At 65.1% G+C, this 17,725-nt stretch carries 24 protein-coding genes; 14 read left to right on the top strand and 10 right to left on the bottom strand.

All coding sequences use genetic code 11. The features are described from left to right. Window positions 1-52: 52 nt before the first annotated feature. From gor to ACSSV8_RS12830, 7 genes are all read right to left on the bottom strand, one after another. Window positions 53-1,408, bottom strand: a complete 1,356-nt coding sequence (gene gor, locus ACSSV8_RS12860) for a glutathione-disulfide reductase (RefSeq protein WP_454282706.1) — start codon at window positions 1,406-1,408, stop codon at window positions 53-55. A 141-nt stretch (window positions 1,409-1,549) separates the two neighbouring features. Next, the gene (locus ACSSV8_RS12855; RefSeq protein ID WP_454282705.1) at window positions 1,550-2,119 is read right to left on the bottom strand and encodes a F0F1 ATP synthase subunit B; all 570 of its coding nucleotides are present in this window, start codon (window positions 2,117-2,119) and stop codon (window positions 1,550-1,552) included. Then, window positions 2,116-2,637, bottom strand: a complete 522-nt coding sequence (locus ACSSV8_RS12850) for a F0F1 ATP synthase subunit B' (RefSeq protein WP_454282704.1) — start codon at window positions 2,635-2,637, stop codon at window positions 2,116-2,118. Before ACSSV8_RS12850 ends, ACSSV8_RS12855 begins: the two co-directional genes overlap by 4 nt. A gap of 86 nt (window positions 2,638-2,723) precedes the next feature. After that, window positions 2,724-2,960: a F0F1 ATP synthase subunit C gene (locus ACSSV8_RS12845; RefSeq protein WP_354537609.1), complete on the bottom strand. Its 237-nt coding sequence runs from the start codon at window positions 2,958-2,960 to the stop codon at window positions 2,724-2,726. 69 nt (window positions 2,961-3,029) lie between these two features. Beyond that, window positions 3,030-3,812: a F0F1 ATP synthase subunit A gene (locus tag ACSSV8_RS12840; RefSeq protein WP_454282703.1), complete on the bottom strand. Its 783-nt coding sequence runs from the start codon at window positions 3,810-3,812 to the stop codon at window positions 3,030-3,032. Continuing rightward, window positions 3,802-4,140 (bottom strand): AtpZ/AtpI family protein, encoded by a 339-nt coding sequence (locus ACSSV8_RS12835; RefSeq protein WP_354537611.1) that lies wholly within the window; start codon window positions 4,138-4,140, stop codon window positions 3,802-3,804. Before ACSSV8_RS12835 ends, ACSSV8_RS12840 begins: the two co-directional genes overlap by 11 nt. Before the next feature lie 201 nt (window positions 4,141-4,341). After that, on the bottom strand, window positions 4,342-4,755 hold the full coding sequence (locus ACSSV8_RS12830; protein WP_454282702.1) for a universal stress protein: 414 nt from the start codon (window positions 4,753-4,755) through the stop codon (window positions 4,342-4,344). Window positions 4,756-4,887: 132 nt separating this feature from the next. Between ACSSV8_RS12830 and ACSSV8_RS12825 the strand changes: the two genes are divergently transcribed. Beyond that, a complete protein-coding gene (locus tag ACSSV8_RS12825) occupies window positions 4,888-5,223 on the top strand; it encodes an ArsR/SmtB family transcription factor (protein ID WP_354537613.1) in 336 nt (111 codons plus the stop codon). After that, window positions 5,213-6,178 (top strand): glycosyltransferase family 61 protein, encoded by a 966-nt coding sequence (locus ACSSV8_RS12820; RefSeq protein ID WP_454282701.1) that lies wholly within the window; start codon window positions 5,213-5,215, stop codon window positions 6,176-6,178. Before ACSSV8_RS12825 ends, ACSSV8_RS12820 begins: the two co-directional genes overlap by 11 nt. Here the strand turns inward: ACSSV8_RS12820 and ACSSV8_RS12815 are convergent, their stop codons facing one another. Continuing rightward, window positions 6,179-7,057, bottom strand: coding sequence for a LysR family transcriptional regulator (locus tag ACSSV8_RS12815; protein ID WP_454282730.1), 879 nt, complete (start codon window positions 7,055-7,057; stop codon window positions 6,179-6,181). Between the two features lie 91 nt (window positions 7,058-7,148). Here ACSSV8_RS12815 and ACSSV8_RS12810 point away from each other — a divergent pair, with 91 nt between their 5' ends. From ACSSV8_RS12810 to rpmE, 12 genes are all read left to right on the top strand, one after another. Next, a complete protein-coding gene (locus ACSSV8_RS12810; protein ID WP_354537615.1) occupies window positions 7,149-7,718 on the top strand; it encodes a hypothetical protein in 570 nt (189 codons plus the stop codon). A gap of 174 nt (window positions 7,719-7,892) precedes the next feature. Beyond that, window positions 7,893-9,386 carry a signal recognition particle protein gene (ffh, locus tag ACSSV8_RS12805; protein WP_454282700.1) on the top strand — a complete coding sequence of 498 codons (1,494 nt, stop codon included), beginning with the start codon at window positions 7,893-7,895 and terminating at the stop codon, window positions 9,384-9,386. Then, on the top strand, window positions 9,386-9,898 hold the full coding sequence (locus tag ACSSV8_RS12800) for a GNAT family N-acetyltransferase (protein ID WP_354537617.1): 513 nt from the start codon (window positions 9,386-9,388) through the stop codon (window positions 9,896-9,898). Before ffh ends, ACSSV8_RS12800 begins: the two co-directional genes overlap by 1 nt. Then, entirely contained in the window at window positions 9,895-10,440 is a 546-nt protein-coding gene (locus ACSSV8_RS12795) for a GNAT family N-acetyltransferase (RefSeq protein ID WP_454282699.1), read from the top strand. The genes ACSSV8_RS12800 and ACSSV8_RS12795 overlap by 4 nt, the downstream gene beginning before the upstream one ends. Further along, the gene (locus tag ACSSV8_RS12790) at window positions 10,437-10,736 is read left to right on the top strand and encodes a chorismate mutase (RefSeq protein WP_454282698.1); all 300 of its coding nucleotides are present in this window, start codon (window positions 10,437-10,439) and stop codon (window positions 10,734-10,736) included. The genes ACSSV8_RS12795 and ACSSV8_RS12790 overlap by 4 nt, the downstream gene beginning before the upstream one ends. Window positions 10,737-10,784: 48 nt before the next feature. Further along, window positions 10,785-11,159, top strand: a complete 375-nt coding sequence (gene rpsP / locus ACSSV8_RS12785; RefSeq protein ID WP_454282697.1) for a 30S ribosomal protein S16 — start codon at window positions 10,785-10,787, stop codon at window positions 11,157-11,159. Window positions 11,160-11,179: 20 nt separating this feature from the next. Continuing rightward, a complete protein-coding gene (gene bluB / locus ACSSV8_RS12780) occupies window positions 11,180-11,809 on the top strand; it encodes a 5,6-dimethylbenzimidazole synthase (RefSeq protein ID WP_454282696.1) in 630 nt (209 codons plus the stop codon). A gap of 22 nt (window positions 11,810-11,831) precedes the next feature. After that, window positions 11,832-12,335 carry a ribosome maturation factor RimM gene (rimM, locus tag ACSSV8_RS12775; protein WP_354537622.1) on the top strand — a complete coding sequence of 168 codons (504 nt, stop codon included), beginning with the start codon at window positions 11,832-11,834 and terminating at the stop codon, window positions 12,333-12,335. A 3-nt stretch (window positions 12,336-12,338) separates the two neighbouring features. Beyond that, window positions 12,339-13,139, top strand: coding sequence for a tRNA (guanosine(37)-N1)-methyltransferase TrmD (gene trmD, locus ACSSV8_RS12770; protein WP_454282695.1), 801 nt, complete (start codon window positions 12,339-12,341; stop codon window positions 13,137-13,139). Window positions 13,140-13,201: 62 nt separating this feature from the next. Further along, entirely contained in the window at window positions 13,202-13,813 is a 612-nt protein-coding gene (cobO, locus tag ACSSV8_RS12765) for a cob(I)yrinic acid a,c-diamide adenosyltransferase (protein WP_454282694.1), read from the top strand. A 256-nt stretch (window positions 13,814-14,069) separates the two neighbouring features. Further along, window positions 14,070-14,453 carry a 50S ribosomal protein L19 gene (rplS, locus tag ACSSV8_RS12760; RefSeq protein ID WP_354537625.1) on the top strand — a complete coding sequence of 128 codons (384 nt, stop codon included), beginning with the start codon at window positions 14,070-14,072 and terminating at the stop codon, window positions 14,451-14,453. Between the two features lie 11 nt (window positions 14,454-14,464). After that, window positions 14,465-14,686, top strand: a complete 222-nt coding sequence (rpmE, locus tag ACSSV8_RS12755; RefSeq protein WP_210878371.1) for a 50S ribosomal protein L31 — start codon at window positions 14,465-14,467, stop codon at window positions 14,684-14,686. A 59-nt stretch (window positions 14,687-14,745) separates the two neighbouring features. Here the strand turns inward: rpmE and guaD are convergent, their stop codons facing one another. Beyond that, window positions 14,746-16,047, bottom strand: coding sequence for a guanine deaminase (guaD, locus tag ACSSV8_RS12750; RefSeq protein ID WP_454282693.1), 1,302 nt, complete (start codon window positions 16,045-16,047; stop codon window positions 14,746-14,748). 58 nt (window positions 16,048-16,105) lie between these two features. Beyond that, window positions 16,106-17,707, bottom strand: coding sequence for a xanthine/uracil/vitamin C permease (locus tag ACSSV8_RS12745; protein ID WP_454282692.1), 1,602 nt, complete (start codon window positions 17,705-17,707; stop codon window positions 16,106-16,108). Between the last annotated feature and the right edge of the window lie 18 nt (window positions 17,708-17,725).

Below are 17,725 nucleotides of genomic sequence, written 5' to 3'. Positions count from 1 at the left end.
GTATCTGCCGTTTCACGGGCTTGTGTCTAACCTGTGCAGGACGCCCGAGAAATCAAGCTGTCCGCACCGGTGTTTTCATCGTCACGATCTCTTCCGACATGGTCGGATGCACCGCGACGGTGCGGTCGAAATCCTCTTTGGTCGCGCCCATCTTGACCGCAATTCCGGCCAACTGGATCATCTCGCCCGCGCCGGGGGCGACGATATGACATCCCAGCACGCGGCGCGTCTCGGCGCAGACCACCAGCTTCATCAACACCCGCGTGGCGCGCCCGGCAAAGCTCTCGCGCATCGGCTTGAACGAGGTGGCGTAGATTTCCACCGGTCCACGCTCGCGCGCCTCTTCCTCCGAGAGGCCCACGGTGCCCATCTCGGGCTGGGTAAAGATCGCCGTCGGGATCAGGTCGTGATCAACCGGAGTCGGGTTGCCGCCAAACACCGTCTCGACAAAGGCCATGCCCTCGCGGATCGCCACCGGCGTCAGGTTGACCCGGTCGGTCACGTCGCCGATGGCATAGATCGAGGGCACGCTGGTCTGGCTATAGTCATCGACCACGATCTCGCCCTTGCGCCCCACCGTGACACCCGCCGCCTCCAGCCCCAGATCGCGCGTGTTGGGCGCACGGCCCGTGGCAAAGAGCACCTGCTCAAAGACCGCTTCCTGCCCGTTGGTCCCGCAGACACGGTAGCCGCCGTCAACCGGCTCCATCTCGGCGATATTCGTGCCCAGATGCAGGTTGACCCCGGACTGGATCATCTCGTCCGAGACAAGCCCGCGCGCCTCCTCGTCAAAGCCGCGCAACACCTGCGCGCCGCGATAGAATTGCGTGACCGCAACGCCCAGCCCGTTGAGGATGCAGGCAAACTCGCAGGCGATATAGCCGCCGCCGATGATCAGCATGGATTTCGGCAGCCGCTCCATCAGAAACAGATCGTCGCTCACCATCGCGTGCTCGGCCCCCGGCAGATCGGGCTTGACCGGATGGCCGCCGGTGGCAATCAGAATGTGCCGCGCGCTCAGCCGCGTGCCGTCCGCCAACTCGACCGTGTGCGGATCAGCGAGCCGCGCGCGCATGTCGAAGGTCTCGACGCCATTGTTGCGCAGGATGCCGCGATAGACGCCTTCCAGCCGGTCCAGCTCGGCATGAAGCTTGGTTCGGAACGCGCTCCAGTCGAACGCCCCTTGCGTCACCTCCCAACCATAGGCGCGCGCCTCGGCAATGGCGTCGGGGAATTCCGAGGCAAAGACCATGAGTTTTTTCGGCACGCAGCCCCGGATCACGCAGGTGCCGCCATAGCGGCTCTCCTCGGCCAAAGCGACCTTCGCGCCGCCCTGCGCGGCCACGCGCGCCGCGCGCACCCCGCCAGAGCCGCCGCCAATCACGAAAAGGTCGTAGTCGAATGCCATGCCAATCGGCTCCTTTTCCTGCCCTTGGCTGACATATCGCAGCCGGGGGGCAATGTGAAACCCTCAATCGACCCCTCGGATGCAACAAGGCCGCGCCCCTTTCGGAACACGGCCTTGCGAAATCATGTCTGGCGCGGCGGCTCAGTGGAGCTTGGCCTCGACCTCCTTGATACCCGCATCGATCAGGCTGTCGGCCTCGGCGGCGGTCATCTGCTTGGCGATCACATCGCGCGCAGCGGCGGTGGCCACGATGATCGCCTCGTTGCGCACATCGCGCACGGCGCGGGCCTCGGCGCTGGCGATCTGGTCTTCGGCAGCCTGAAGGCGGCGGGCGATGGAGGCCTTGATCTCGGCCTTGGCCTGCACGGCGGCCTCTTCGGCCTCGGCCTTGGCCTGTTTCACGATCCGGTCGGCCTGTGCCTGCACGTCCTTCTGCTGACGCTCGTATTGCGCCAAAAGGGTCTGCGCCTCCTCGCGCAGGCGCCGCGCCTCATCGAGATCGGCCTTGATTCCCGCGGCCCGCTCATCAAGCTTGCGGCCCAGAAGCCCCGGCACCTTGAGATAGACGAGCACGCCCACAAAGATGAGAAAGGCCAGCAACACCACGAAATCGGTGTTGCCCAGAGAAAAGAACGGGCCACCGGCGGCAAGCGCCGGGGTAGCGGCCAGTGTCGCGGCCAGTGTGACACTCAGCTTGCGCATCGGGCTCATCCTTTCATCCGGGCATTGACAGCCGCAGTCACGCTGCGCCCGTCCGCCTTGCCACCCATGACCGAGACCAGCTCGGCGGCGACATCCTTGGCCACGTCCCGGACGGCATCAAGCGCGCCATCGCGGATTTCGGCCAGCGCCTTCTCGCCCTCGGCGGTGCGGGCGGCGATCTCCTGATCGGCCTTCTCGTTGGCCTTGTCCAGGTCGGCCTTGATGGCCGCCTTGGTCTCGGCGACAATTTTCTGCGCCTCGGCGCGGGCATCGGCCAGCGCCTTCTTGTAGGCCTCTTCCGCCTCGACCGCCTTGGCCTTGAGGTCCTCGGCGGCGGCCAGATCGTTGGTGATGGTCCCCTGACGCTCGGCCAGAACGGCGGCGATGCGCGGCAGGGCCACGCGCGACAGGATGAAATAGATCACGACCAACGCCACCAGAAGCCAGAAGATCTGGTTTCCGAATGTCAAGAAATCGAGCTGCGGAAGACCCGTCGCGCTCTCGGCCGCTTTTGCTTCGCTCGCCATGTCAGCCTCCCTCGGGAAAGGTCCGAATACACCGGGAGGCGCGCAACTGCCGCCCCCCGACCGTAAGGATCAGATACCCGTAAGGATCATACGGCGAACATCAGCAGGAGCGCGACGAGGAACGAGAAAATCCCCAGCGCTTCGGCGAATGCGATGCCGATGAAGAGCGTCGCGGTCTGGCCGCCAGCGGCCGACGGGTTGCGCAGCGCGCCAGCAAGGAAGTTGCCGGCAACATTGCCCACACCGATCGCTGCCCCGCCCATGCCCATGCATGCGAGGCCCGCGCCGATATATGCACCCATTTGAACGATATCGCCTTCCATAGTCATGTCTCCTTACGTTGGAATTGGCAGTGGTTCGTAGCTCGTAGAGTGGGCGATGCCCACCGTAACTCAGTGATGAGGATGCAGCGCATCCTTGAGGTAAACGCAGGTCAGGATCGTGAACACGTAGGCCTGAATGAAGGCCACCAGCAGCTCGAGCGCATAGATCGTGGCAATGGCCAGGATCGACAGCGGCGTGACCAGAAGGCCGATGCCGGTGGAGAGAATGATCATCGGCGCGAAGGCCGCAAACACCTTCACCACCGCGTGCCCGGCCATCATGTTGCCGGCAAGACGGATGGAATGGCTGACGGGGCGCACGAAATAGGAAATCACCTCGATCAGCGCCAGCACGGGGCGCAGCGGCAAGGGTGCCGAACTGACCCAGAAAAGGCTCAGAAACCCGGCACCGTGACGCACGAAACCGACAATGGTCACGGTGAGGAACACCAGCATCGCCAGCACCGCCGTTACCGCGATATGCGAGGTGGTGGTGAAGGCCATCGGCAGAAGGCCCAGCATGTTCGCGAAGAGGATGAAGAGAAACAGCGTCATGATGTAGGGAAAGAACACCAGCCCGTCCTTGCCCGCCACATCCTCGACCATCTTGCGCACGAAATCATAGGCCAGCTCGGCAATGGATTGCGTCCGGCTCGGGATCGTGGCGCGACCGGCGGTGCCCAGGACCAGCAGCGCAAAGATCGCCGCCACGGTCAGCGCCATCCACAGCGTCACGTTGGTCAGCGTGAAGATGCCGACCACGCCCTCGCCGAAGAGCGGCTTGACCATGAACTGATCCATCGGGTGGAACACCAGACCGGGCTCTGCGGCCCCATGCGCTTCAGTCGCCATCCTTCGCCCTCTCATCCCCGCCCGTATCGGGCGTTTTCGTCTCCTGCATCTCGGCGGCAGAGCGCATCATCGTCTTGATGCCCGCCGCGAGACCCAGCAAAGTGAACACGACAAGGAAAACCGGCAGCGTGCCAAACAGCAGGTCAAGCCCGTATCCCATGCCGAAGCCGATCATCAGACCGGCCACAAGCTCGATCACCATCCGCCACGCGTGCTGCGCCTGCGAATAATGCTCCTCCCGGTGGGGACGCGGCGCATCCTTGCCGCGCAGCTTCGCGATCCGCGTTTCGATGTCTTTCAGACGCTCGTCACGATCCGGATCGGTCACACGCAACCCCCTTGGGAAGTTGACGTCTTGCTATGGCGGCAGGCTGCGCGAGTCAAGCGCGCGAAATGGCGACGTCACTCCTGTTCAAGCATCTGTTTTATTGAGTATTTTTGGAACGATGAAGCGGGGCGGTCATTCTGCCGCAACCGCCCCGGCGGGCCGTCGGGGTGGTTGCGGGATATTCAACCATGCGGTTGAGTTTCAGCGCACCACGAAGACCGAGACCGGCGCGTGCTGCGCGATATAGCCGCCATGCGAGCTGAAGATGTGCTCGAGGAACCCCGGCACATGGCTTGCCATGATCACCAGATCGGCACCGGTCTCGTCGATGGCCTGCATCAGCGCCGCCGTGGTCTCGACCGCCGGATCGTGGCTGATGATGGGCCGCGCCTCGACCTCGGCCCCGTGCGTGGCGCGCAACTCCTCGGCAAAAGCCCTGACCGTTGCGGCAAACTCGCCCGGCTTATGGCCAAGCGCGCCCGGCAATTCGCCGCCGACGCTGACCACAGTGATCTTTGCGCCGTGGCGCTTTGCCATGTCGCCCGCCACCGCGAGCGCCTTGGCCAGCCTGTCCTTGTGGACGAGATCGACGGGAACCATGATGTTCGAGAACATGTTCTTTCCTTTCCTGTTTCCTTGGATCGTCTGCGGACCCTAGCCGCCCTACCCTGCCAGCGCCTTGCCCTGAATCAAACCCGCTTGCATTAAGGCGTTGACGCCGCCCGTGCGCCTCGGGCTTATACCCGCATGTCCAAGGCGCAGGCTCTCGATACCGTCTTTGCCGCCCTCGCCGATCCGACGCGACGGGCGATCCTTGCCATGCTGCTCGAGGACGACATGGCGGTGACGGACGTGGCCGAGCCGTTCGCGATGAGCCTTGCCGCGATTTCCAAGCATCTTGGGATCCTCGGCCGTGCGGGCCTCATCACACAGGAGCGGCGCGGGCGCGTGGTCTGGTGCAAGCTGGAGCCCGACGCGCTGCGCGATGCCTCGATCTGGATGCAGGGGTTCGGTCAGTTCGAGGCGGTCAATCTCGACGCGTTCGAGCGGTTTCTGGCGCGGGAACTGCCGGATGACGCCTGACGCACGTCATCTCGCCCCGGCGCAGATCGAGACGGTGGCGCGCGCAGTGGTGATGCCGATGCACCCGGGCAGCCACGCCTGCGGCGTGCTGGACGAGGGAGGGGCACCCCTTCCCATGGCGCGCACGCTTCTTTCGGGAAGCCGCTTTACCCCCGATCCCGCCCCACCGGAGGCCACGCCCGCGCGGCTTGCCGGTCGCTGGCTCTTTGCCGGGGTCGGACGGCATCATTTCGGGCATTTCCTGCTCGAGGCCACGCCGCGGCTCTGGGCGCTCGACCATCTCGGGGCACGGCCGGACGGCATCCTGCTCTTGCCCATGGCGGGGCGCGACATCGCCGCCGTGCTGCGCCGCCGTCTGGGACCGCTTCTGGACCTGCTCGGACAGGGCCTGCCGGTGCATCTTGTGATGGAACCCACCGAGGTCGAGACCCTGATCGTCCCGTCGCAGGGCTTTGGCCACCTGGACTGGACCCATGGCACGCCCGAGGCGCGCGCCTATATGCGCCGCCATCTGTCGGCCATCGCGCCGGATGGTCCCGAACGGCTCTATATCTCGCGCCGCCGCCTCAAGAACCCGGCCCAGCAGGTGCCGTATGAACGGCAGATCGAAAAATGGCTCTCGAGCGCGGGGTTCACGATCTTCTATCCCGAGCGGCATTCCATCCCCGAGCAGATCGCCGCTTACCGCGCTGCGCGCGTGCTGCTCGGCCCGGACGGCTCGGCCTTTCATCTCGCGCCTTTCGTGGCCCATCCGGAGGCGCGTATCGGTCTCATTCAGCGGCGCACACGTCAGCCGGTTTTTGATGCCATCAAGCAACAGATCGGCGGGTTTGCCGGGATCACGCCCTGGACCAGTGCCGCGCTTGCCACCACCGCGCCCGACACCCGCGAAAGCGCCCTGCCGCCAGAACTGCACCGGCTGCGCGCCGATCTCGGTGCGGCCGGTTTTCTCTGATCAGCTCTGCCAGTCCTGCGCGCGCTCCTTGAGAAAGCGCAGGAAGGCCTGCACCTTGGTCGTGCGGTGCAGATCCATGTGTGTCACCAGCCAGAGCGGCGCGGCCCAGTCGGCACGCGGTGCCATGACCTGTAGCAGATCGGGATGATCGCGCGCCTGCGTCACCGCGACGAATCCGATCCCCGCCCCGGCAAGAATGGCGTTGCGCTGCGAATGCACGTCGCCTGCGCGGAACACGATCGCCTCGGGCGGCACCGTCTCGTTGAGCCAGCGGTGGAAGGGCGCGCGCGTCTTGGGATCGTCCGCGCCGACAAAGCGATGGCGCGCCAGATCGCCCTCGCCCTCGGGCACACCATGGCGCGCGACATAGTTCCCGGCGGCATAGAGCGCGAATTCCTGACGAAAGAACGGTTGCACCACGTTGTCGGGCTGATCGGGGGCGGTGCCTGCGCGCACCGCCACATGCGCTTCGCCATATTCCAGCCGGAACAGGCGGTCCCCGGTCAGGTAGCGCACGATCAATTCGGGATACCCGGCCTGGAACTCCGCGAGCGCCGGGGCAAGCAGATGGCTCAGCCCGCTGATCGAGGTCACGACCAGTTCGCCGCCCACCTCGTTGCCCTGGCCGCGCAGCCGGCCCGCCAGTTGATGAAACTGGTCGTCCGTCGCCTGTGCCACGCGCAACAGGTCGTCGCCCGCCTCGGTGGGCGTGTAGCCGCGCGCATGGCGCTGAAAAAGCCGCACGCCAAGCCGCTCTTCAAGCGCGTCGATATGGCGGATGACCGTGGCGTGATGCACGCCCAGCACCTCCGCCGCGCCGCTGACCGTGCCCACCCGCGCCACGTGAAAGGCGGTGCGCACCTCGTCCCAGTTGTCCATGGCCATGCCCGCCCTGCCCGCAATTTCACCCGCCCAACTATGAGGTGGTGACGAAAGAGTTGCAATCGGGCACGATGCCCCCAGCCTCGGAATGTCAGACGACCGCGAGGCCAAGAGCGAGACATGGCGGATGAAGATCACGCACGATACCCCCGGTCTACTGATCGCCGAAGACATGCCGTGGTTATTCGCGGTGATGCTCTCGCTCGGCCTGCTGCTCTTTGTCGGCGTCGGACTTCTGGTCAGTTCCCGGACGCTGATCGGTGCCTTCGTCATGGCAGGCATCGGCGGCGGCATGTGCTTTGCCGCAATCTGTGTCTTCGTCGAGCGCCTGCAAATCATTCTCGACGCACGCGCGGGCACCGCGACGCTACGCTCCCGCACCATCCTGCGCCACCGCGAGGAGGTGCTGCCTTTGGCGGACGTGCTGCGCGCCTCAGGCGAGACCACGCTCTCGGGCGGCGACACCGGTAGCGACCCCTCCCGCGTGCGCCGCCGGATGTATCGCCCCTCGCTCGTGCTCTCCGACGGGGCGGGCGGCGAGGTGCTGCGCCCGATCACCGAGATCTATGACAGCAGCCCCGCTTCGGGCGCGGTGGTGCGCGCCATCAACCTCTGGCTGGACCGGCATCGCACTACTGCCCCCACCTCCGGTGCTTGACTCGTCCCGCCTGCACGCGTAAACGCCAGCCCAAGTTCCCGGAGGCCAGACGCTTCCGGTCCCGGCCCGGTGCCGGGATCGCCCCCCACCAGCGCGTTGCGCCCGTGGGGGCGTTTATGTTTTGAGGCGTCACCCCGGCGCGGCATGGCGGTAACCGGCAAAGGAGGCCCGGCAATGTTCGAAAACCTGTCCGACCGCCTCTCCGGCGTTCTCGACCGTCTCACGCGGCAGGGCTCGCTCTCCGAAGAGGATGTCAAAACCGCCCTGCGCGAGGTCCGCGTGGCCCTGCTCGAGGCCGATGTCTCGCTTCCCGTCGCACGCGACTTCATCAAGCGGGTGGAGACCGAGGCCACCGGTCAGGCCGTCACCAAATCCGTCACCCCCGGCCAGCAGGTCGTCAAGATCGTCCATGACGCGCTCATCGCCACCCTGCGCGGCGAGGGCGACCCGGGCGCGCTCAAGATCGACAATCCGCCCGCGCCCATTCTCATGGTCGGCCTGCAAGGTTCGGGCAAGACCACCACCACCGCCAAGCTCGCCAAGCGGCTCAAGGACCGCGAGGGCAAGCGCGTTCTGATGGCCTCGCTCGACACCAACCGCCCCGCCGCGATGGAACAGCTTGCCATTCTGGGCCGCCAGATCGGCGTCGATACCCTGCCCATCGTCAAGGGCGAGGACCCCGTCGCCATCGCCAAACGCGCCAAGACGCAGGCCGCGCTTGGCGGCTACGACGTCTACATGCTCGACACCGCCGGCCGGCTGCATATCGACGCCGAGCTGATCGCACAGGCCGCCGCCGTGCGCGACGTGGCCAACCCGCGCGAGACGCTGCTCGTGGTCGATGGCCTCACCGGTCAGGATGCGGTGAACGTCGCCACCGAATTTGACGACAAGATCGGCGTGACCGGCGTCGTCCTCACCCGGATGGACGGCGACGGGCGCGGCGGTGCGGCCCTCTCGATGCGCGCCATCACCGGCAAGCCCATCCGCTTCGTGGGCTTGGGCGAAAAGCTCGACGCGCTTGAGACCTTCGAGCCAGAGCGCATCGCCGGCCGCATCCTCGGCATGGGCGACATCGTCGCGCTGGTGGAAAAGGCGCAGGAGACCATCGAGGCCGAGCAGGCCGAGAAGATGATGCGCCGGATGCAGAAGGGTCAGTTCAACATGAACGACCTGCGTGGCCAGCTCGAGCAGATGCAGAAGATGGGCGGCATGGAAGGGCTGATGGGCATGATGCCCGGCATGGGCAAGATGGCCAAACAGGTGCAGGAGGCAGGCTTTGACGACAAGGTGATCACACGCCAGATCGCTCTCATCCAGTCGATGACGAAAAAGGAACGCGCCAACCCCGCCCTGTTGCAGGCCAGCCGCAAGAAGCGGATCGCGGCAGGCGCGGGTCAGGATGTGTCCGAGTTGAACAAGCTTCTGAAAATGCACCGCCAGATGGCCGACATGATGAAGAAACTCGGCCGCAACAAGGGCGGGATGCTCAAGCAGGCGATGAAGGGCATGTTCGGCAAGGGCGGGATGCCCGACATGAACGACCCACGCGCGATGGAAGAGGCCGCCCGCGCCATGGGCGGCAAGCTGCCGGGCGGTCTGGGCGGCTTGGGCGGTGGTGGCCTGTCGCTCCCCCCCGGCCTCTCGGGCCTTGGCAAGAAGAAATAATGTCCAGCGCGCCCACCCTCACCACCGAGCGTCTGATCCTGCGGGCCCCGCGCCTGTCGGATTTCGAGGCTTGGGCCGACTATTACACCAGCCCCCGTGCTGCGCACGAAGGCGGACCGTTCGACCGCGCGCAGGCTTATCGTATTTGGGCGTCAGACGTGGCGCTTTGGGGACTGCGTGGCTATGGGCCTTTTGGCATAGATGACCGCGCCACCGGCACCTATCTGGGCGATGTGGGCATCTATCAATCCGCGGAGTATCCCGCTCCGGAACTCGGCTGGTTCGTCGTGCCTGAGGCCGAAGGCCAAGGCATTGCTTTTGAGGCCGCAGCCGCCGTGCTCGATTGGTTGCGCGCCACCACCGACTGGCCGCATGTCACCAGTATCATAGACCCGGCCAATGCACGGTCGGTGGCATTGGGGCTGCGTCTGAACGGCGTGATTGACCCAAGCTTGCCCGGCATCGATCCCGGCGATGTGGTGATCCGCCATGATTTGCGGGGGGCCGCATGACCCTCGTCCAAGCGCCCGTATTGGAAACGCCCCGCCTTGTCTTGCGCGGGCCTGAGGTGCGCGACATCGAGCCGATGATCGCCTTCCTCCTCGACCGCGAGCGCGCCGAGGGCTTTGGTGCGTCCCCGAACCGGGGCGATGCGTGGCGCTGGTTCGCGCTCAATGTGGGCCACTGGCATATCCACGGCTACGGCTATTTCACGATAGAGGACAAGGCCAGCGGGCAGCCCGCTGGTATCACCGGCATCTGGAACCCCGAAGGCTGGCCAGAGCCGGAACTGGGCTGGGTCGTGTTCGACGGCTTCGAGGGGCGCGGCATCGCGCATGAGGCCGCCTTGCGCGCCCGCCGCTATGCCTATGAGGATCTGGGCTTCACCACCCTCACCTCCAATATCAAACCCGGTAATACCCGCTCCATCGCGCTCGCCGAACGCCTCGGCGCATGGTTCGAGCGGGAATATGACAATATCCACATGGGCCGCGATTTCCTCTATCGCCATCCCGGCCCTGACGACGACGGCTCGGTGGAGGCTTACGCATGACCGATGACGCCATCATCCGCGCCGCCCGGCTTCTGGCCGAGCACCGCAAGAGCATCGACCGGCTCGACGCGATCCTCGTCTTTACCCTGGCCGAACGGTTCAAGCACACCCAGGCCGTGGGCAAGCTCAAGGCCGAACACGACCTTCCCCCGTCCGATCCGGCGCGCGAAGCCGCGCAGATCGAGCGGCTCGAAGAATTGGCGAAAGCGGCCGATCTCGACCCCGCCTTCGCCAAGGAGTTTTTGAACTTCATCATCGCCGAGGTGATCCGGCATCACCAGAAGCACCAATCGTAGGGTGGGGTTCAACCCCACCAAACCCCCGCCATTAAAGGAGAATATCAAATGGCCATGAAAATCCGTCTTGCCCGTGGTGGCTCGAAAAAGCGCCCCTTCTACCGCATCGTCGCGGCCGACAGCCGTATGCCGCGCGATGGCCGCTTCATCGAGAAGCTGGGCACCTACAACCCGCTGCTGCCCAAGGATAGCGAGGATCGCGTGAAGATGGATATCGAGCGCATCCAGCACTGGCTGGCGCAGGGCGCACAGCCGACCGACCGCATCAGCCGGATGCTCGAAGCCGCAGGCGTCATCGACACGAAGCAGCGCGCCAACCTGAAAAAGGCCGAGCCGGGCAAGAAAGCCCAGGAACGCGCCGCCGCCAAGGCCGAGAAGGCCGCCGCTGCCGCCGCCGCCGCCGAAGAGGCCGCCGCCGAGTGAGCACAAGGTAAGGCGCTGGAATGTCGCAGTTTTCCGAGGACTTCCAGACCGGCCTGCGCGATCTCATGCGCTGGCGGCGCGACGTGCGCCGCTTTCGCCCTGATCCTGTGGACGAGGCGCTCTTGCAAGAGTGCCTCGCGACCTTTGCTCTTGCGCCCTCGGTCGGGCTGAGCGAGCCGTGGCGCATCGTGCAGGTCTCAAGCCCCGCCGCCCGCGCCGCCGCTCTGGCCAATTTCGAGACGGCAAATGCGCACGCGCTTGACGGATATGACGGCGAAAAAGCCCGCGTTTACAGCGGGCTGAAGCTGACGGGGATGCGCGAGGCCCCGGTCCAGCTTGCGGTTTTCTGCGACGAGGCGACCGACAAGGGCGCGGGCCTCGGGGCTGCCACCATGCCCGAGATGCGGCGCTATTCCGTGGTGGCCGCCATCACCCAATTCTGGCTTTATGCCCGGGCGCGCGGCCTCGGCCTCGGCTGGGTGTCGATCCTCGATCCCGCGCGCCTGTGTCAGGACCTCGAGATCCCGGACACCTGGGCACTTGTGGCCTATCTCTGCATCGGCTGGCCCGAAGAGGAAAGCGCCGCGCCGGAACTGGAGCTTGCCGGGTGGGAGCAGCGTCGTCATCATGTGCCGATGGAAAGCCGATGACCCCCTGCGAAAGGACATAGTGATGAGCGATACGGTTTGTCTGGGCGCGATTGCCGGGGCCTTCGGCGTCAAGGGAGAGGTCCGGCTCAAGACGTTCACCGCGACGCCAGAGGACATCGCCGCCTATGGCCCGCTCAGCTCTGAGGATGGCAAACGCAGCTTCGAGATCACGCTGACGGGGCAGACCTCGGGCGCGCTTACCGCGCGGCTGTCGGGCATCGCCACCAAGGAACAGGCCGACGCCCTGCGCGGCATCCGCCTGCATGTGCCGCGCGCGCGCCTGCCCGCCCTGCCCGATGACGAGTTCTACCATGCCGATCTGATCGGGCTCGAGGTGTTCGATACCGGCGGCGCAGCCCTTGGCCGCGTCAAGGCGGTGCTCAATCACGGCGCGGCGGACCTGCTGGAAATCGAGGGGCCGGGCGTCACCTCGACCGTGCTGTTGCCCTTCACCCGCGAGGCGGTGCCGACGGTTGATCTCGCCTCTGGCCGGATCGTGGCCGACCCGCCCGATGGGCTCTTCTAGACCATGGCCGACACGCCCCGCTCCCATGGCAGCAAGAGTATCCGCCCCTCGCTTGCACCGCGCGACCTGATGGCAGAGGCGGCACCGCGCCCCGGTGTCTGGGGCGCGCGCATCATCACCCTTCTGCCACAGGCCTTTCCCGGCGTGCTTGGCGAGAGCCTGACGGGGCGCGCCCTGCGCGACGGGCTATGGTCGCTCCGGACAATCGACCTGCGCGCCTTTGGCGAGGGGCGGCACCGCAATGTCGATGACACGCCCGCAGGCGGCGGCGCGGGCATGGTGCTGCGCGCCGATGTGATGGGCCGCGCGATTGACGAGGCGATGGCCGCCACCCCGCCCGACTGGCCGCTGGTCTATCTCAGCCCGCGCGGCGCGCCGTTTTCGCAGGCGCGCGCACAATCTCTGGCCGCCGGTCCCGGTGTCACGCTGATCTGTGGCCGGTTCGAGGGGCTGGATGAACGGGTGATCGCGCATTACGGCATCGAGGAAATCAGCCTTGGCGATTTCGTCATGACCGGCGGCGAGATTGCGGCACAGGCGATAATCGACGCGTGCGTGCGGCTTTTGCCCGGTGTGCTCGGCAACGAGACCTCCACCGAGGAAGAGAGCTTTGCCGAGGGTCTGCTGGAGCATCCGCACTACACCCGCCCGCCCGAATGGCGCGGGCTGACCATCCCCGAGGTGCTGACCTCGGGCGATCACGGCAAGGTGGCGGCGTGGCGGCGCGAGATGTCCGAGCGCATCACGCAGGACCGCCGCCCCGACCTCTGGCAGGCGCATCTTGAGCGCGGCAAGGGCGGCTGATCTTGCGGCGCGCGGCGCAAACGGGCTAGGTGATCCGCAACGCGCCAGAGCAGGAGCCCGAGATGACCAAAGACCCCAAGGCCCATACCGAAAAGATGAAGCGGATCAAGGCTGCCCGTGACAAGCTCATGGAGCACAAGACCGGCGAGAAGGGCCTCATCATCGTCCATACGGGTAACGGCAAAGGCAAGAGCAGTTCCGGCTTCGGGATGATCCTTCGCTGCATCGGTCACGGCTTTCCCTGCGCGGTGGTGCAGTTCATCAAGGGGTCGATGCCGAGCGGCGAGCGTGACCTGCTCAAGGAGCGGTTCGCCGATATCTGCGCGTTTCACGTGATGGGCGAGGGTTTCACCTGGGAGACGCAGGACCGCGAACGCGACACCGTCATGGCGCAAGCGGCCTGGGACAAGGCCAAGGAACTGATCCGGGACGAGAAAAACCGCATGGTGCTTCTGGACGAGATCAACATCGCACTGCGTTATGATTATCTCGACATCAACGATGTGGTGACGTTTCTGGCCGAGGAAAAGCCACCGATGACCCATGTCGTCCTGACCGGGCGCGACGCCAAGCCCGCGTTGATCGACATCGCCGATCTGGTCAGCGAGATGAAAGAGATCAAGCACCCGTTCCGCGAGCAGAACATCAAGGCACAGGCCGGCGTGGAATTCTGACGCCAAGGCTTGATCGCCCGACCGTTCCCGCCTATACCCCGGTGGTCTGGAATCGCTTTGGCGGCTCCGGGCCGTTTTCTTCTGGCATCTCCCGCAGCTTTCTTCGGCCCTACGCGGCAGCCACGGAAAACAGTGTGACAGACAAGGACGACCTGATCTCTGGCGGGCGCATCTGCGGACCCGGAAGAAGACCAAGAGCTCTGAGGACGCGAGACATCTTTGCGGGCATAACCGCAGGCAAATCAGGAGAGAAGCGATGGACATTATCGCTCAGTTGGAGGCGGAACAGATCGCCTCGCTCGGGAAGACCATTCCCGATTTCAAGGCCGGCGACACGATCCGCGTCGGCTACAAGGTGACCGAGGGCACCCGCAGCCGCGTGCAGAATTTCGAAGGCGTCTGCATCAGCCGCAAGAACGGCAAGGGGATCGCCGGATCGTTCACCGTCCGCAAGATTTCGTTTGGCGAAGGCGTGGAACGGATGTTCCCGCTCTATTCGACCAATATCGACAGTATCGAGGTTGTGCGCCGGGGCCGCGTCCGCCGGGCCAAGCTCTACTACCTGCGCGCGCGTCGCGGCAAATCCGCCCGCATCTCCGAGGACGCCAATTACAAGCCCCTCTCGGGCAAATCCGCATAAGGACCGGCACGATGAAAAAGGACATCCACCCCGATTATCACGTCATCGACGTCAAGATGACCGACGGCACCATCGTGCAGATGCGCTCGACCTGGGGCAAGGAGGGCGACACGCTCTCGCTCGATATCGACCCCTCGGTGCACCCCGCCTGGACCGGTGGCGGCACCCGCCTCACCGATGCCGGTGGCCGCGTGTCGAAGTTCAAGAACAAATACGCCGGTCTCGGGTTCTGATTTCCAGACCGGTTGCGATGGCTGCGCCGCCCCATCGGGGCGGCGTTTGCGTTTCGGCCTCAGAGGATCGAGGATTTGACGGGCATTCCGGCAACATAGACCTCCGCAATCGCGCGGTCATCGCCCATGATCTGTAACACGAAGAGTTCCTCGGCCAACGTGGTCGCACGCGCCATGCGCAGCGCCATGGCCGGGGTGGCCTCTGCGTTCAGCACGACGATATCCGCCTCGCTTCCCGCCTCCAGGGTGCCGATTCTGTCCACCATCCCGAGCACAGCGGCATTGCCCCGCGTGATCCAGTCGAAGGCCTGCAACGGATGCAGTGACTGGCCGCGCAGTTGCAGCACCTTGTAACCCTCGTTGAGCGTCTGAAGCATGGAATAACTGGTGCCGCCGCCGACATCGGTGGCGATGCCAGACAATATCCCGCGCGCGCGCAGCCCGGCCTCGTCAAAGAGGCCACTGCCCAGAAAGAGGTTCGAGGTCGGGCAGAAGACGGGATGTGCGCGGGTCTCGGCCAGTGTTGCTATCTCGCGTTCTGACAGGTAGATGGCATGGCCAAGCAGCGCCTTTGGCCCAAGCAACCCGTAGGTTTCATAGACATCAAGATAGTCGCGCGCCATTGGATAAAGCTGCGCGGTATAGGCGATTTCATCCTTGTTCTCGGATAGATGCGTCTGGATGTGACAGCTCGGGTTCTCGCGTGCCAGCACCTGCGCCATTGCCATCTGGTCTGGCGTCGAGGTGATGGCAAAGCGCGGCGAGATGACATAGCCGTTGCGCCCCTTGCCGTGCCAGTCGGCGATCAGCGCGGTGCTGTCGTCATAGCCGCTCTGGGGCGTGTCGCGCAGCCCCTCGGGCGCGTTGCGGTCCATCAGCACCTTGCCGCCCAGCATCCGCATGTTGCGCCGCGTGGCCTCGGCGAAATAGGCCTCGACCGATGTCTTGTGCACCGAGCAGAAGGCGACGGCAGTGGTCGTGCCATGGACGATGATCTGGTCGAAGAAGGCCCGCGCCATCGCCGCGCTGTGCGCCTCCGAGGCAAAGCGGGTTTCCTCGGGGAATGTGTAAGTGTTCAGCCAATCCAGAAGCTGCGCGCCCCAGGAGGCGATCACCTGCACCTGCGGGAAATGGATATGCGTGTCGATGAACCCGGCCATGATCAGATGCGGGCGATGATCGGTCACCGGCACATCGCCCGCCTTTGCGCGAAGATCGGCGAATGGCCCGATCTCGCGGATCAGGCCGCCGCCAATGAGCAGGCCGCCATCCTCGATATAGGTATAGGCGCCGGTATCCTCGCCGCTTTCAGGCGCGCGATGAAAGGTCAGAAGGCGACCGCGAAGCAGGGTTTGTGTCATTATAGGTCTCAAATCCGTCATTGGGGGAAGGGGCGGCGCGTCGGCCGCCCGCTCCGGTTCACGCCTGTCTGGCGGGGGTGTCGTCGTCGATCATGTCGGGCTCGTCCGGGACGATGATGCGATGCAGCAGGTCCTCTTTCGGGGCAAACGCCGGATAGATCGTCAGGAACGCGCCGATGATGAGATAGCCGATGGTGATCCCGTCAAACTGCGGCATCTGCAAGGTGAAGGAATGGATCACCCCCACCGACGACAGCACCGCCGCCGCGATGGCAAAGCCCCCGGCCATGCGAAACCGCCCGTCGATCACATCGGCCACGATCGCGCCCCAGATCAACCCGGTGATGATCGCCCCCTGGCTCAGCGCCAGATGCCCCTCGAAATGTGCCCCCTCGCGCAGCAGCGCCGCCGTCAACGCATCGTCGCCAAGCGCGGGCAGTCCCTCGACGCCCGAGGCGCGCAAGGCGTTCATGAGCGAGCCCCATTTCACCATCAAAAACCCCGAGATATGCGGCAGGATCGCGAAGGATACGGCGGCCATGTGCATCGGTTTGACCGCCCAGGCGGTGTTGGTGATGAGGCTGACCGAGACAAAGACCAGCACCGGCGCAGCAGCGGCAAGCGGGATCAGCCCGGCCAGAAAGGACAGAAAGCCAAAGAAGGCCGCCGCCCCGATCACCACGGCCACGCCGATGATATACCCGGCATGGGCATCCAGCCGCTTGTAGGCGGGATGGCCGATATAGACCGTGGTCGGAAAGGGCGAGCCGAACACCGCGCCCAGCATCGTGCCCGCCCCGTCGGTGACTTGGCACAGGCCCACCGGATAGCTGTCACCGGCGGCCTCGGCGGATTCGACATTGTTCATCGTCTCGATGAAATTGTAGATCTGCACCGGGATCAGCACGAGGAAAAGCTCGGGATTGGCGAAAAGATACTGCACGCCAACGACCAGATCGCCGAAATAGGGCACCGGCGGGTAAAAGCCCACGCCGCTCAGATCGATGCGCGACTGGCCAAGGAACACCCCGATCACCGTGCCCACGCCGATGGCCACCAGCCCCGCAGGCACGTTGCCCGGCAGCCGAAACCGCCCGATCAGCCCCCAGAGGATAAAGAGAAGCGCGGCAAAGCCGATCACCGGGTTCTCGAAAATCTCCGCCAGCGGCACCGAGCCGATGAACACCAGCGCGATCCCGCAGAGCGTGCCCAGCATCCCGGCGCGCGGTGTGATCCGCTTGAGGAACGGGCCGACAATCGCCCCGAGGGCGGCAACGATCCCGCCGATAAAGCCCGCGCCGATCCCCACCTGCCACGCCAGAAGCGGGTCTTGCGTCGCCCAGTAGATCGGCCCGATCACCCCGAAAAGATAGACAAACATCACCGGTGTCGAGATGCCGTAAGGCAGCGCGGTCACGTCGCGGCCCTGTTTCTGGGCGGCCCATTTCGCCAGATAGGTATAGACCGCGACACCGGCCAGAATGGCGATGGCCGCGCCCGGAACGATCCGGCCAAAGACGATCTCGGCGGGCATCTGGAACACGAATTGACAGATCCCCGACAGGATCAGCAGGTTGACAAGGTTGTCGGTAAAGAGCGCCCAAAAGGCGCTGAAATCGCTGCGTGTGAACAGCGTGTAGCTGTAACTCCTCCCGTCCATGACGGTCTCCTCCTCTGA

It is taken from the genome of Roseovarius sp. MBR-79, from assembly GCF_053628555.1.
This window is presented reverse-complemented; position numbering and strand designations above follow the sequence as displayed.

Excerpts from the sequence above, each read along its gene's own strand:
- ACSSV8_RS12745 (WP_454282692.1), bottom strand. The coding sequence starts at position 17,707 with ATGGACGGGAGGAGTTACAGCTACACGCTGTTCACACGCAGCGATTTC.
- ACSSV8_RS12820 (WP_454282701.1), top strand. The coding sequence starts at position 5,213 with ATGACGCCTGACGCACGTCATCTCGCCCCGGCGCAGATCGAGACGGTG.
- ACSSV8_RS12815 (WP_454282730.1), bottom strand. The coding sequence starts at position 7,057 with ATGGACAACTGGGACGAGGTGCGCACCGCCTTTCACGTGGCGCGGGTG.
- ffh (WP_454282700.1), top strand. The coding sequence starts at position 7,893 with ATGTTCGAAAACCTGTCCGACCGCCTCTCCGGCGTTCTCGACCGTCTC.
- cobO (WP_454282694.1), top strand. The coding sequence starts at position 13,202 with ATGACCAAAGACCCCAAGGCCCATACCGAAAAGATGAAGCGGATCAAG.
- bluB (WP_454282696.1), top strand. The coding sequence starts at position 11,180 with ATGTCGCAGTTTTCCGAGGACTTCCAGACCGGCCTGCGCGATCTCATG.
- guaD (WP_454282693.1), bottom strand. The coding sequence starts at position 16,047 with ATGACACAAACCCTGCTTCGCGGTCGCCTTCTGACCTTTCATCGCGCG.
- trmD (WP_454282695.1), top strand. The coding sequence starts at position 12,339 with ATGGCCGACACGCCCCGCTCCCATGGCAGCAAGAGTATCCGCCCCTCG.
- ACSSV8_RS12840 (WP_454282703.1), bottom strand. The coding sequence starts at position 3,812 with ATGGCGACTGAAGCGCATGGGGCCGCAGAGCCCGGTCTGGTGTTCCAC.
- ACSSV8_RS12850 (WP_454282704.1), bottom strand. The coding sequence starts at position 2,637 with ATGGCGAGCGAAGCAAAAGCGGCCGAGAGCGCGACGGGTCTTCCGCAG.
- ACSSV8_RS12825 (WP_354537613.1), top strand. The coding sequence starts at position 4,888 with ATGTCCAAGGCGCAGGCTCTCGATACCGTCTTTGCCGCCCTCGCCGAT.
- ACSSV8_RS12795 (WP_454282699.1), top strand. The coding sequence starts at position 9,895 with ATGACCCTCGTCCAAGCGCCCGTATTGGAAACGCCCCGCCTTGTCTTG.
- gor (WP_454282706.1), bottom strand. The coding sequence starts at position 1,408 with ATGGCATTCGACTACGACCTTTTCGTGATTGGCGGCGGCTCTGGCGGG.
- rpmE (WP_210878371.1), top strand. The coding sequence starts at position 14,465 with ATGAAAAAGGACATCCACCCCGATTATCACGTCATCGACGTCAAGATG.
- ACSSV8_RS12800 (WP_354537617.1), top strand. The coding sequence starts at position 9,386 with ATGTCCAGCGCGCCCACCCTCACCACCGAGCGTCTGATCCTGCGGGCC.
- ACSSV8_RS12845 (WP_354537609.1), bottom strand. The coding sequence starts at position 2,960 with ATGGAAGGCGATATCGTTCAAATGGGTGCATATATCGGCGCGGGCCTC.
- rplS (WP_354537625.1), top strand. The coding sequence starts at position 14,070 with ATGGACATTATCGCTCAGTTGGAGGCGGAACAGATCGCCTCGCTCGGG.
- ACSSV8_RS12855 (WP_454282705.1), bottom strand. The coding sequence starts at position 2,119 with ATGAGCCCGATGCGCAAGCTGAGTGTCACACTGGCCGCGACACTGGCC.
- ACSSV8_RS12810 (WP_354537615.1), top strand. The coding sequence starts at position 7,149 with ATGTCAGACGACCGCGAGGCCAAGAGCGAGACATGGCGGATGAAGATC.
- ACSSV8_RS12830 (WP_454282702.1), bottom strand. The coding sequence starts at position 4,755 with ATGTTCTCGAACATCATGGTTCCCGTCGATCTCGTCCACAAGGACAGG.
- ACSSV8_RS12790 (WP_454282698.1), top strand. The coding sequence starts at position 10,437 with ATGACCGATGACGCCATCATCCGCGCCGCCCGGCTTCTGGCCGAGCAC.
- rimM (WP_354537622.1), top strand. The coding sequence starts at position 11,832 with ATGAGCGATACGGTTTGTCTGGGCGCGATTGCCGGGGCCTTCGGCGTC.
- rpsP (WP_454282697.1), top strand. The coding sequence starts at position 10,785 with ATGGCCATGAAAATCCGTCTTGCCCGTGGTGGCTCGAAAAAGCGCCCC.